This window comes from Fusibacter tunisiensis (assembly GCF_016908355.1).
Classification (GTDB): Bacteria; Bacillota; Clostridia; order Peptostreptococcales; family Acidaminobacteraceae; genus Fusibacter_D; species Fusibacter_D tunisiensis.
In genome coordinates, this window is record NZ_JAFBDT010000015.1 from 49,791 (window position 1) to 62,882 (window position 13,092).

At 36.3% G+C, this 13,092-nt stretch carries 10 protein-coding genes and 1 other annotated feature (1 of these 11 cut by a window edge); of the genes, 1 reads left to right on the top strand and 9 read right to left on the bottom strand.

What is annotated here, in order from left to right; genetic code table 11:
• Nucleotides 1–43, bottom strand: a binding site (T-box leader) (it extends 183 nt beyond the left edge of the window).
• Nucleotides 44–193: 150 nt separating this feature from the next.
• Nucleotides 194–739, top strand: a complete 546-nt coding sequence (locus tag JOC49_RS09185; RefSeq protein ID WP_204664599.1) for a LiaF transmembrane domain-containing protein — start codon at nt 194–196, stop codon at nt 737–739.
• Nucleotides 740–779: 40 nt separating this feature from the next.
• On the opposite strand, the gene JOC49_RS09190 is transcribed toward JOC49_RS09185, so the two are convergent.
• The 9 genes from JOC49_RS09190 to JOC49_RS09230 form a co-directional block, all read right to left on the bottom strand.
• Complete coding sequence (locus JOC49_RS09190; RefSeq protein ID WP_204664601.1) at nt 780–2,381, bottom strand: ATP-binding cassette domain-containing protein; 1,602 nt, start codon at nt 2,379–2,381, stop codon at nt 780–782.
• A gap of 196 nt (nt 2,382–2,577) precedes the next feature.
• On the bottom strand, nt 2,578–3,804 hold the full coding sequence (gene pepT / locus JOC49_RS09195) for a peptidase T (RefSeq protein WP_204664603.1): 1,227 nt from the start codon (nt 3,802–3,804) through the stop codon (nt 2,578–2,580).
• The gene (locus JOC49_RS09200) at nt 3,797–4,618 is read right to left on the bottom strand and encodes an aminotransferase class IV (RefSeq protein WP_204664605.1); all 822 of its coding nucleotides are present in this window, start codon (nt 4,616–4,618) and stop codon (nt 3,797–3,799) included. The genes pepT and JOC49_RS09200 overlap by 8 nt, the downstream gene beginning before the upstream one ends.
• Nucleotides 4,619–4,707: 89 nt before the next feature.
• Complete coding sequence (locus JOC49_RS09205) at nt 4,708–6,033, bottom strand: ABC transporter permease (RefSeq protein WP_204664607.1); 1,326 nt, start codon at nt 6,031–6,033, stop codon at nt 4,708–4,710.
• The gene (locus JOC49_RS09210; protein ID WP_204664609.1) at nt 6,026–8,062 is read right to left on the bottom strand and encodes a COG1361 S-layer family protein; all 2,037 of its coding nucleotides are present in this window, start codon (nt 8,060–8,062) and stop codon (nt 6,026–6,028) included. The genes JOC49_RS09205 and JOC49_RS09210 overlap by 8 nt, the downstream gene beginning before the upstream one ends.
• 11 nt (nt 8,063–8,073) lie before the next feature.
• Nucleotides 8,074–8,832: an ABC transporter ATP-binding protein gene (locus JOC49_RS09215; protein WP_204664611.1), complete on the bottom strand. Its 759-nt coding sequence runs from the start codon at nt 8,830–8,832 to the stop codon at nt 8,074–8,076.
• A gap of 73 nt (nt 8,833–8,905) precedes the next feature.
• Nucleotides 8,906–9,145, bottom strand: a complete 240-nt coding sequence (locus tag JOC49_RS09220; protein WP_204664613.1) for a hypothetical protein — start codon at nt 9,143–9,145, stop codon at nt 8,906–8,908.
• A gap of 10 nt (nt 9,146–9,155) precedes the next feature.
• Nucleotides 9,156–11,732, bottom strand: coding sequence for an ATP-binding protein (locus tag JOC49_RS09225; protein WP_204664615.1), 2,577 nt, complete (start codon nt 11,730–11,732; stop codon nt 9,156–9,158).
• 4 nt (nt 11,733–11,736) lie between these two features.
• Nucleotides 11,737–12,936, bottom strand: a complete 1,200-nt coding sequence (locus JOC49_RS09230) for a metallophosphoesterase family protein (protein ID WP_204664617.1) — start codon at nt 12,934–12,936, stop codon at nt 11,737–11,739.
• Between the last annotated feature and the right edge of the window lie 156 nt (nt 12,937–13,092).

Sequence of the window (13,092 nt, forward strand, 5' to 3'; positions counted from 1 at the left end):
CTATTACTTAAGTACATTTACTCCTCATTGTCACAGGCTTTTATAAAATTGTTTATATTATAATCAATCCAATGCCCCTTGTCAACAGGTGTTGCTTTGAATTAAAATAGGGGTGTCAATATAATCCTATTTTAAGTAATTTCTAACGTATTCTTAACCCATTTAAATGATAATAAGAAAGGAGGTAATTATTATGACACATAAAAATCGTTTTTTGGGAATCCTATTAATCTTAACTGGTGGTCTATTAATTTTAAATCACTACAATCTTGTACATATTAACATATGGGATTTTTGGCCTTTAGTCCTCATCTACATTGGAATTCGGGCTGAAAATGACTACTTTCAAGGAATTGGCGGAAGCAGTAAACTTATGACAGCACCTATTATGGTCTTTATTGGCACCTATTTTTTAATGCACCAGTTTCTACCAAACTTTTTAGAGGACTTATTCTTTCCTGTACTCTTATTGGGCATTTCAATTGGTGCTTTTCAAAAAGCTTACTTCGGTTATAATCGCAAACAAAACTACAGAACAGGTGTCATTATCGGCGTTATATCTGCGCTCCTTTTTATTGAACATTTAAGTATTTTCGATTTGGATCTTTTAGTCTATGCCGCCTTTATTTTAATCGGTTTATTCCTCTTAAGAAGAACCCATTATGATTTTGAACTGGATGTAGAAGAAGAGGAAGAGGAAGAGGAAGAGTCTGAAGAACGCTATTACACCAAACAGTAAGACACTTGTAAGGGTGGGGATTTACAAATCCCCACCCTTTTTATGACTTTAAGACTATAAATTCATCAACGATATCAAATAAAGTTTCATTGTGACTAATAATCAGAGTAATCATTTTATGTTTACGCTTAAGCAATTCTTCTTTAAGCGTTTCAACACCCTCAGAATCTAGCGCAGAAACAGGTTCGTCTAGAATCAACACTTCAGATTCTTTTAAAAGTCCCCGAATCAGTGCGACCTTCTGCTTTTCACCACCTGATAAATGATCCACGTCATCATGCGCAACACTATCTTCTATATGAAAGGCTTGACACAAGGCGTGCAATTCATTGAGTTCATATTCAGATATCCCTCTCGTTAAATTCTTTTTTACAGACATTCTTTGAAGTATTGGCTCCTGTAATACAACAGATATCTTTTCACGCCGAATGCTTCTCATGTTTAAACATCTTATGTCACATGCGTTAAAAAATAAGTTGCCATTAAATCTAGAATTAATACCTATCAAAATATCAATCAATGTTGTTTTCCCTTGGCCGTTCTCTCCCTTTATGCAATAGATTTTCCCTTTATTAAAGGAAAAAGTTTTCCCTTCAAATAAGGGGGCGCCTTCAACATATTGAAATCCTAGATCTATAGCATCTACAGACACGATATGATCTATACCCTCGCTGCCATTAGGCTCGCATTCCATAGCATAAAATTCTTTTAACCGTTTATAGCACAATAAGGCGTGCTGGTACCCCTGCCCAAGTTTCAAAAAATAATCAGAGTTGCCAATACACATATGTGTGTATGTCGTCACTAAAATCAATTGTCCAATGGTAATCCCATCATTTAAAACTAAATTTCCACCAATCAAAATAACCAACATTAAAGATAGATTATGGGTTAAAACGCCTATATTTTCTATGGTAGCCAGTACTTTTGCCATTGCTATTTCTTTGTCTAACAGATCTTTAAAGGTGGTGTTCATTTCGATGCCAGAACTGTCATACCAAGAATTCACTTTAGTTTCTCTAATTGTAGACAATCTGTCGTAGTGTTTTGCATGGTACATGTTCGTCTGATCTCTTACTGCATAGCCTTTACGATATACCTGCTTATTCGTTATGATGATGCCAATAATATTTGCAACCAAAGCCACCACCACTGCAAAAATAAGCAAATAACTGACCTTATAAATCAAATAAAATAGCACACCTGTGCTAATTAGTTTAATTATCGCAACCAAAAGATTGTCAAGTGCAAACTGAATGCATGTAATCGCATCGTTAAACAGTCGATTATTCAAAGCTGCTGGATTGTATTTTTTTAGTTCTGCAAGTGGTGCGTTCTCAATTTTCTCATCCAAGGCATTGATCATATCATTCTTAACCTTTCCACTTACATATGTAGAAACAAGGCCATAAATATATTTGGCTACAATTATTAGAATTGCCAAAAACCCAATTCTAATAATCGAACGCCCGATAAAGCTTGTGTCCGTTATTTCGGGGTTCCAACCTGTAATCGCGTCAATAAAATCACTAAAAATAAGAGGAATAACGATTTCACCGCTATATATTAAGAGAAGCAATAGGTTCATTAATATAAGATGCTTCCCATAGTGCCAACTCATTGCGTAAATTCTTTTTAGCATATTTACAGACCTCCATCTAAAGTGATACTATAATTCTACAACAATCACCCATTAATACTAGACTGCAATTCATTTCTGTGTTATATTATCATTAACGGGCAAAGGAAATTTTCAAAATTTCATTGCCTGTTTTTTTACGCAAAAAAAGAAATCGTATCCTAAAGCAACGATTTCCTTTTTTATAAATCACCTTATTTTATTGAGCGTAGATTTTTACAATTTCAATCAAAACTGAAACGGCTTTTTCCATTGACTGAATTGGAATATATTCATACTTACCATGAAAATTATGTCCCCCTGTGAAAAGGTTCGGACAAGGCAGTCCCATATAAGACAACCGTGCACCATCTGTCCCGCCTCTAACTGGAACAATAAGTGGCTTTATATTCAACTGTTCCATAGCCTTTTGTGCATTTTCAATGAGGTGGAAGTGCGGAAGTATTTTTTCCTTCATATTAAAATAAGAGTCTGTTATGCCTAATTCTACCGTATTAGCCCCATATTTTTGATTGATAAAAGTTGCAGCAGATTCAAAAAGACTCTTTTTCCGATTAAAAAGTTCTAGGTCATGATCTCTTATAATATAAAGCATGGATGCTTCTTCCACTGAACCGCCAAAATCATTCAAATGGGAAAATCCTTCATATGCTTCAGTATATGCTGGATTTTCAAATGCTGGAAGCATTTGGTGAAATTCCATCCCAATTAATAAAGCGTTTTTCATTTTCCCTTTTGCAGAGCCTGGATGAATATTACTGCCATTTATCTTAATCTTCGCAGTTGCTGCATTGAAATTTTCATATTCAAGTTCTCCCAATTCGCCACCATCTACAGTGTAGCCAAAATCAGCATCTAATTTGTTCAAATCAAAACGATCTGCACCCCTACCAATCTCCTCATCTGGTGTAAACGCAATCTTAATTGGACCATGTTTGATGTCAGGACTCTGTATCAAAACTTCAGCCATAGTCAAGATTTCAGCAATCCCTGCCTTGTTATCTGCACCAAGAAGTGTTGTCCCATCGGTTACAATTAAATCATCCCCGACATACTGCCCCAAATGCTCAAAATCTTCAGGGGCTAATATTATATTTTTTTCAGCATTTAATACAATGGGCTCACCAGTATAATTTTTAACAATTCTAGCTTTAACATTTGCACCTGATAAATCCGGGGAAGTATCCATGTGTGCAATAAAAGCAAGTTTAGGATAGGTTTCACACCCGTCACTTGCCGGAATCACCCCGTAAACATAGCCATTAGCATCCATTTCTATCTGTTGAATGCCTATGGACTTCATTTCATCGAGTAAATGGTATCCCAAGTCTTTTTGCTTTTCAGATGAAGGACACGATTCAGAATCGGGATCAGACTCTGTATCAAAAGCAACATACTTCAAAAAACGTTCATGAACTTTAGTCATTGTAAAGCCTCCTTGTGGTTTCAATATCTCTAGATACTGTTTTACCAAAACCATCTACAAGCGCTTGAATAACCGGATTTTCGACAGATAAATAGTCAACATGATCAATCGATCGAATCGGCAACACATGTACACTGGTTCCAGACATAAAACAAGCATCAAATTGCGTTATTTCATTAACATATATATCTTGTTCCACCAATTCAAATTTCAATGTTTTTAACACTTCTATAATTTTTTCTCGTGTAATGCCCAAGAGAATATCTTTTGATTTTGCTGAATACAGGGTCTTATTTTTTACAAAAAAAATATTGGACCTGCTGCCTTCAGAAAGTTTGCCACTTGAATCATGCAATACGATTTCATAGGCATTTTTTTCAGCTTTCAACTGATTAATTTGATCTTGATACGTTTCATAGAACACTTTTGCATGTGGATTTTGTCTAACAACCATTCCCAATGAAAGTGTCACACCTTTCCCTCTCATTTCATCTGTTGGATAAAAAGACGGCACTGGAAATATTAAACAGCCTAGGTTACCAGTTTTATTTATTCCAATTTCAATCCTAAAATTGTTGTTCTCAAGTTCGGTTTTCACAACAAGTTTTTTTATAGCTTTATAGAACGTGATTTCATCATAGCCAATGATCAAATGCACAAGTTTAAGAGAATGATACAACCTAATCATGTGTTCCTGGAAAAAAAGAGGTTCCCCATCTATCACACGTATAACTTCATAAACCGGCGGTGTTTCAAAGCGGGGTTTCTCTTGTTCAAATTCTAAATCACCATTATACCAATATAGGGTCATCATTTTACACCTCCAGTAAAACCGTTCCTTACTAGTATATCATATTGCATAAAAAAAACACTGCTCTAATTCTGTGAGCAGTGTTCAATTTATTATTCAGTTCTTATGGCCTCTAATGCACTGAGCTTTGTTGCCCTAACTGCAGGATAATAGCCAGCAATAAGCCCTATCATCGTTGCAAATCCAAGGCCAGCAAGTGCAAGCCAAGCTGGTATATAGGACAGTATCGACGCCCCCATATACCCCATTTCGCCGCCCATACCTGACACCAATTTGTTAATGACAAGTGAGATGCCATAGCTGATTCCTATGCCAAAGGACCCCCCTATAAGGCCAAGCATTGCTGCTTCAAAAAGGAATAGTCTTTTAATATCTTTAAGTTGCGCACCAATGACCTTCATGACACCAATTTCTTTAGTCCGTTCATAAATAGACATAACCATTGTATTTGTAATCCCAATTGCCGCAACAAAAAGTGACACACCCCCAATACCACCTAAAATCATTTGAATTAAACTGGATGTTTGATTCATGTTTTCAAGTGCATCTGTCAGTGAATAGGCTTCAAAGCCCATATCTTTAATCTGTTGTTGTACTTCTTGGACGTTATCCACTTCATCAACACTGACTTTCATTTCATCGTATTGATTTTTATCTTCCTCTTTACGTCTAGACCCGCCATTTTGAGTGTCAGAATTTGTACGATTTTTCCGATCAAAGTCTGCTTTAAGCTTCTCAAAAGTCTCATAATCCATGAAAATATCCCACGCATAATTCCAGTCATCTTCCGAAGTGATTCCAGTTGGATTGAGTACATAGCCTCTTGGACGACGCCCTTCAAAATACTGACTGGTTGGTAAAAGTTCTATTTTTGATTCAAAGATATCAATCTGTGGTGGATTCATATAAGGCGTTCTTGAATTTGGGTCATAAAAATTCTGGGAAACTTGAAATCCAAATAAAGCTTCATACTGACCCTCTTTGCTTGGCATTGTGCCCTGACTTAGGTCAATCCCCATTAAAGCCAATTTATCAAAATCCACACCTTTAACATTGGTATAGCTTTCATATTTACCCGAATAAATTTTTGAGTCAAATCGCTTAAAGCCAATGGCAAACTCCACATGATCCATTGCTTCAATTTGTGCAATTGCATCATCATTAAGGTAAAGTTGACCTTCGCTACTGCTACCATCCCCTGACATTTCATACATCATATTATTGTAAATATCAATCAAAGTCAGGCTACCATAAGACTCTAATTGCTGCTCAAAGGCACGGTCCATACCGAGCCCCAGTGACACCATCACCACAATGGATGCAGTGCCAATCATGACACCAAGAACAGTTAAGATGGTTCTAGCTTTTCGGCGCAAGAGGTTCTTGATGCCCATTAAAGCCAAATCCAAACTATTCATCAAACGCCTCCAATTCGCGGGCAAGTCTTTTCTTTCTACGAGATTTCCATACAAAGAATAGAATTACTGCAAGAATTGCTATGCCTGCAATAATGTATTTTCCAATATTACTTTCTGTTTCTTCCATTGGCATTTCTGGTTCCATAGGCTCCATCGGATATTGTTCTTCAAAATTCATTGCTTCCATTACAACATAAGTAAAGGGTTCTTCCATAGTGGTTACATTTCCAAGAGCATCTTCAAAACTATATACTAAAGTGCCACTAAATTCACCCACTTCACTTGGATAAACTTGTGCGGAAAAATAATCGCTTCTGCCCGCATCAAAATTCCCCACGAAATAACTGCCTTCATTGGTTTCGACATCTTCTAATTTAACCATCATATTGTACATAGTTGATTTTCCCATATTATAAAACTCTTGTTCAATATAAAATGGTTGTCCAGAATAAATTTCAAATGGAACCGATAATTCTGATGTTTCAAGCCTTACAGGCTGTGCAACCGCCACACTTAAAGATTCAGTTTCTTCATATGGATTCTTGTTCTGATCATAGGCGTTTCCATCACTATCTTCATAATCCATTTTAACTGTGAGAGAATAAATCTTTACATTGGCATCAATTTTTGTTTTTAAATCAATTGCATGCTGGTGAACTTCGCCAGGACCAATTGCAGGTATGAAAAATGAACTGGATGACTCAACAGGTGTAAAAACATTTTCTTCACTTGTCAAAGTCACTTTAATATTTCGCGTTCCAGTTGAATTGCTTGTATTCTTAATCTCAAGATTCAGAACATATGGATTACCTGCATAAACGTATTCGCCACCATATTCGTAATTGTCAATAATGAGTTTTGGTTTGCTCGCGCCCTCATTGGCACTTTCCACATAAAGACCTACATACTCCTGAGCTCTTTGTGCCGTTTCAAAAGACCCATCCTCACCATAAAACACGGATTCAATATAAGCATGGTAGCTTTCTGTCTCAGTTTCTTCACGCGCCATAATTTTGTAGCTAAAAGACTGTTTTTCACCTGGATCTAAATCCTTAACAATAACTTTTGAAGATGATTTAGATATAAATTCACCTGGATATGTCAATGTCAATTCAGCTCTTTCAATTATGCCTTCACCTGTATTTACAACGTCAAATGAAATTTCAGTGTCAGTTCCTGGAATTATTTTTGACGGAACCTTCAAATTTTCAATTGCCATCTCCACATCAAGTTCTTCCTCTTCAGGAGCGTTCAATGTGAGATATGATGTGAATTTTTGAGTGTACGTGCCTCCAAAGTCATCATTGTAAGCCACTTCAATGTCTACTGGAAAAGTCCCAGACTGCATATCTTTTCCTGAAATAATATTAAAATAGACCAAACTTGTTTCATCAGCCCCAAGTTCCTTTACAGCTTTAGTTTCTACATCATTGTAGAGCACAACACCTTGATTTGAAAAACCACTGGCCGTAATTCTAAGGTCTTTTGCAGCGACAGTTCCTGTATTCTTCAACTTAAATGCAACAGAAGCTGCCGTGTCTGGCTCAATAACGGGATCTGAATTTGGTGTTTTAACCAATCCAATAATTGGCTCCACATTGTCATTTTCCACCTTTACATACCCTTTTTCTACTTTTGAATAGGTAGAATCATAATAATTATAATATTCTAGAACAATATCAAAGTCATATATTCTTGAAGCAACAGTTGGACTTAAGTCCGCACTAAATGTCACGTCTTTACTCGTGTTTGGATTTAGATACGTAATACTCTCAGTTAAGTCATTAATATCACTTCTAAACGGGTGGTCGCCTGAAAGTGAAACACGAACCATACGGGCCGCCATAGACGAACTGTTTTTAACAGTAACAGTAAACGTATTGGTTTCACCAACTCTTACAACTTGTACATCAGCTGGTTGAACAACGCCAAGTATGGGTTTATAGGCATCATATTGTGCATAGCTTGCGTTTGGTAATGTTATCATTAAAACGCATATAATCATAAATACTGCTAATTTTGATTTCATTTGTAGTCCTCCTAATCATTTGCGTACGTTTCTTCGTAAGGTTTGATGTACTTTTCTAGAACATCATCTTCGTCCCTTATTTCTATACTTTGTATATCGCCATCCCGGATATGAATGACTTTGTCTGCATAAAGTGCTACTTCTGGATCATGGGTCACTATGACAATTGTTTGGTCCTTTTCGCGCGCCATTTTCCACATAATGTGCATTACTTCAATAGACGTTTTAGTATCTAAATTACCTGTGGGTTCATCGGCAAAAATAATCTCTGGGTTGCCTACAAACGCTCTAGCAATTCCCACACGTTGTTGTTGACCACCACTCATCTGGGTTGGCTTATGTCGAATTCGATCTTTTAGTCCAACCATGTCCAAATATTTTGTCGCTATGTGTTGCCGTTTAAACTTAGGCATCCCCCTAAAAATAAGGGGCATAGAGACATTTTCTACCGCTGTCAAAGCAGGGAGTAGATTATAGGACTGAAAAATAAAACCAATATGCTTCTGTCTAAATTTTGCCAATTTCTTTTCATTCATTTTTTCTATGGGTGACTTCTTAATCATGATTGTTCCCTTGGATGGTTTTTCAAGCCCAGCCATCATATTGAGAAGCGTAGATTTTCCAGAACCAGATGTCCCAAGTACGCAACATATTTCACCCTTTTGAATGGTTAGATTAATTTTATTCAAGGCGACAACCTTTTCATTTCCAATTCGATATACTTTTCTAAGGTCACGTATTTCAATTACTGCTTCTTTTGATTTCGTCATAGGTTCCTCCTTTCTGTTTACTGTTATCACAAACATTATATCGTTAATCACTTAACATGCAAGAGAGATTCTCTTAAAATTCTATTAAAATGAGGACCACTTGCATTACAAAACTTATAATGCCCAGTGTCGCGCCTAAAATCAAATACCGTTTCAACCTTTTGGATTTCCGATACTGTTCCAGTTCAAGTTCCCAAGCATATCGCCGTTCACCACTTTCGTCTTGCTTCGGCATCATTTTTTCATGATTTTGCCTTAATATTTCACGTTTGCTTTTTTCAAAAGCCAATTCATCCAGCACTTCTTTTTTCACAATATGCCCCCTACAATTTTATCCAAGTTGTTCCAGAAATCGATTCAATTATTTTTGCCATCCAGTCATGACAGGTTGTAAGAATCACTTGTCGATTCTTAGATACTTCTTTCAAAACAGACACAGTAGATTTCAATCGATCCGAATCCCAATTTATTAAAGCTTCATCCAACACAATAGGCAGGTTGCCATTGGGGTCCATAGAATCAATGACTGCGAGTCTAAAGGCTAAAAACAATTGATTTAAAGTCCCCTTGCTAAAAGCCATCGTTAATGGTACCAAATCACCATCCATCTGAAAGAAAAGGGAGAGCTCTCTAGAAGTTTCGTCCAAAAGAATCCGTTTGTATTTGCCATTGGTCATTGTGTCTAAGTAGGCACTCACTTTTTGTATAATTTCAGGTTGATTTTCAGATCTAAAAGTGATGTCTGCATATTCTAAAAAAGTTCTAGACAACATGAGGACATCGCGTTTTTCCTTTGTAACTTCAATTGTTTCAAGTGTCTTTTGCAAGTCTTCTGAAACGCCCAAAATGTCATAATTAGTCTTTTCATGTTCAATTGCCAGTGTTTCGCTGTTAATTTCCAGCATCAAATCTTGAATCTGACCTTCAAGGTGTTCAATCTCAATTTCCAGTTCAATTATGCCTTTTGTTGATAAAAGCGTTTCATTTTTCAAGGCTTTAATTTCCCGAATTGCGTCACTTTTATCAGCGAGTTCCATCTCATAGTGTCTTAATATTTTTTGATTGTCATAATATGTTTCCACAAGGCTATACCCACGTTTAAAGTCACCATCACCATAACTCGCAATTTGATGTCTTAATTTTTGACAGTTAGATGCCAATTCCAAAATTCGACTTTCAAGTTTTTGAGTTTCACGTCTTGAAGCCTCAAGTTCTAAATCAACTTGTTTTTGAACAATAGCTCTATTTTCTAGTCTTTCAAAATCCATAAGTACCATTTGTGCAGAAAGCTTTATATTGCCTTCACTTTGAATGCCCAATTGAGTTAGCGATGTTATCATATCTTCACAGACTTGTTTGGTGTTCGCTTTTACGTGTTCAAGTTGACCAGAAAGTTGATTATAGGTGACACATAAACCCGACAGTTGTTCGAGTTTAAGGAAAAATACAAAAGATGCATCTGTCCACACATAATCAGGGATATTAAAACCGTTCATTTTAGACAATACTTGTGTTTTTAGAGTACTGGTATCAATAAGGGCTTCCTTATTACGGGTAAATGCACCATAAATATTTGGAAGAGATATCCCCAGCAAAATCATACCAAGCCATGTTAACCCGTTTAAACTATGAGGCGTACCGACCAAAAAACCACCTGTGATTAAACAACTAACACCTAAAATTACTTTTAACTTTTTGTTGTTTTTATGACCTAATTCAATATAGGCGTTCCTTTTTTCATAATCAATAATGGTCTGTACATCGTTTTTCACCTCAAAAGGATGAATTTTTAATACCGATTCCATTAATTTTTTTGACGGGCTTTGATTTAAAACAAGTTGAAATTGACGTTCCATTTCTGACCAAATTTCAAGCAATTTGCTCGATAATTCGTGTTCTTCCTGCTCCAAAACATCCTGTTTTTTAACAGACGATTCAAGCCGTTTTATGACGTCTAGGCTGTTCAAAACAAGTCGGTCCCTATCACTGAAATTATCACATTTTCCCAGAATCAATTGGCTGGCTGCCTTACTTTCTGAAACTTGGTCTTTCAACGCATCTATTTGACGTGCACACGCCTGATAGTCATCTAGTAAATGACCCTGATAATTTAGATTCAAGGATTCCTTTCTAATAGAGGTCATTTGATCCATAATAGCTTTTACCGGTAACAAGATGCGGTAAAGTTTATGCTTTTCTGTCTGATTGCGTTTTTCTGTAATTTTCTGTTTCAAAATTTCTTTTTTTTCTTCTAAGTCTGCTTCCCGCTTATTCAAATCTATATAAGCCTTCTTAGAAACTCTGATTTCATGTTCCAAATCTGATTTCTGATGCATCAGTTTGTTTAATTTTGGCGCACCTTTCCGGTCCTTGCGCCAAAGTCCATTTATTTCTTTATCCAATTCAGATAAAACTTCTGTTGGCCGATTTAAATAGTCGAGGCCAAAAGTGCCTATAAGTCGGTCTTGTATTTCTTGCCAGGAAGTTGAATCAAAAGAATTCAATGCTTCAGCAGTAATATGGAAAACATTTGTATATAACTTTCGCCCTACAGTATCTACCCAAGGTAATGATTCGTTTCGCCCAACTTTTGCCTGTTGACTTAAGTTGTCGGTGATTGTAAATTTGGGGGTACTCTTAAGACGTCGCATAACATGAAAAAGTTCCCCGTTTTGAAAAATTTCAGAATTAAATTCTATGCGATTCTCATTCCAACTGGTATAAAGATTTTGGTCACGATTTGCAGGCTCAAATCCATAGATCAAGTCTACCACACTATGAAAAAGAGTCGATTTCCCCGCTTCATTTTCGCCACAAAACACATTTAATCCCGGCTCAAAATCAAAACGTCTATTTTGTAATTTTCCGTAATGCTTGTAATGAATCCAATTTATTTGCATCCGTCTATTTCACCATCCTATTCAGCACTTCATTTTGAATCTGAAATAATTTTGCATCCACAAACTCAACTTTTTGAATGTTGTCAAAATGAGTTGGAAAAATCGGCAAATTTAAAAGTTTCTCTTTAAGTTCCGGAATATCTTGCCACTTGTCTAATTGATCCAAAAGATCACATAAAACAGTCTTTTCTTTTTTGTAAGTCTCTACATCAAGTTCTGGTTCGAGACCCTCCCCTTTAATTTCTAAGTATAGGCAATCAAATTCGCGCATAATTTCAGCGCTTATTTGATCCAACACATCACCTTGCATTAAATTGTAAATTTTGCTTCGACCTTGTAACTGGATACGGATCATATGGTTGAATTTTGAACTTTGATGCATTGACTTAAGTGACGTTACAATTAAACGAATCAAGGCTTCTGAATCCTTGCATGATGCCACATTTAAAGTCAAGTTCTCCCAAACAACCTCAGAAAAATTTATAGGCTCAATATGAGTTTGGTAAGCATCCACTGTAACAAGATATCCGCCCTTCAAACCCGTTTCAAGGGCATGAAGTCCTTGAATAGATCCTGAATAAGCAATCTTTGAAGATAACTTTTCTCGTTTGTGTATATGACCAAGTGCAAAATAATCATAATTCAGCGCCTGTATGTCTTTAAGAACAGCTGGCATGTATGGATCATGTAGTTTATGCGCATCAACACTTGCATGAGCCACACCAATCCAAATATTTCCGTCAGATTTTTCTGGAAACTGAGAAATAACATTTGTCTGAATATTCTTTTGATTGTGTCCACAGGCTGTAAGATGAACTTTCACACCAGTTTTGGTGTGAAATTCATATGATTCAGGAATGGGATTTTGGGCGTAATGAAAAAATGAAGACTTAGTCAAATCCCTTCCCCAGCTTGCAACCCCTAAGAAATCATGATTACCCGGTGTGTAAAACACATGAATTTCATTTTTTAACAGCTGCCTTATTCCATTTATAATAAGTCGCTCTATTTGAAAGTCTGGATATTCCTGATCCAATAGATCACCTGCAATTATAAACGCATCCACTTCTTGAGCAAGTGCATATGAAATGCTGTTTTGAAACGCATTTTCATGATGGTTTCTCAACTTTTCTGAAATAGGTTTCGGGTAACGCCCATATATATGATTCAAATGAATATCAGCAACATGTAATAATTTAAGCATGGCACACTCCTTTTTTTCCTTATTCAATTATAAAGTATTCTCGACTCTTAAACCAGTATATTACCCCTATTCTGCATGGGGAAGTATAAAAACTGCTTTATTTGTTGAAATATCAATACTTAGGCAAATCAATCGATTTCACCCATTGGGTGAAAG

Excerpts from the sequence above, each read along its gene's own strand:
- JOC49_RS09185 (WP_204664599.1), top strand. The coding sequence starts at position 194 with ATGACACATAAAAATCGTTTTTTGGGAATCCTATTAATCTTAACTGGT.
- JOC49_RS09190 (WP_204664601.1), bottom strand. The coding sequence starts at position 2,381 with ATGCTAAAAAGAATTTACGCAATGAGTTGGCACTATGGGAAGCATCTT.
- pepT (WP_204664603.1), bottom strand. The coding sequence starts at position 3,804 with ATGACTAAAGTTCATGAACGTTTTTTGAAGTATGTTGCTTTTGATACA.
- JOC49_RS09200 (WP_204664605.1), bottom strand. The coding sequence starts at position 4,618 with ATGATGACCCTATATTGGTATAATGGTGATTTAGAATTTGAACAAGAG.
- JOC49_RS09205 (WP_204664607.1), bottom strand. The coding sequence starts at position 6,033 with ATGAATAGTTTGGATTTGGCTTTAATGGGCATCAAGAACCTCTTGCGC.
- JOC49_RS09210 (WP_204664609.1), bottom strand. The coding sequence starts at position 8,062 with ATGAAATCAAAATTAGCAGTATTTATGATTATATGCGTTTTAATGATA.
- JOC49_RS09215 (WP_204664611.1), bottom strand. The coding sequence starts at position 8,832 with ATGACGAAATCAAAAGAAGCAGTAATTGAAATACGTGACCTTAGAAAA.
- JOC49_RS09225 (WP_204664615.1), bottom strand. The coding sequence starts at position 11,732 with ATGCAAATAAATTGGATTCATTACAAGCATTACGGAAAATTACAAAAT.
- JOC49_RS09230 (WP_204664617.1), bottom strand. The coding sequence starts at position 12,936 with ATGCTTAAATTATTACATGTTGCTGATATTCATTTGAATCATATATAT.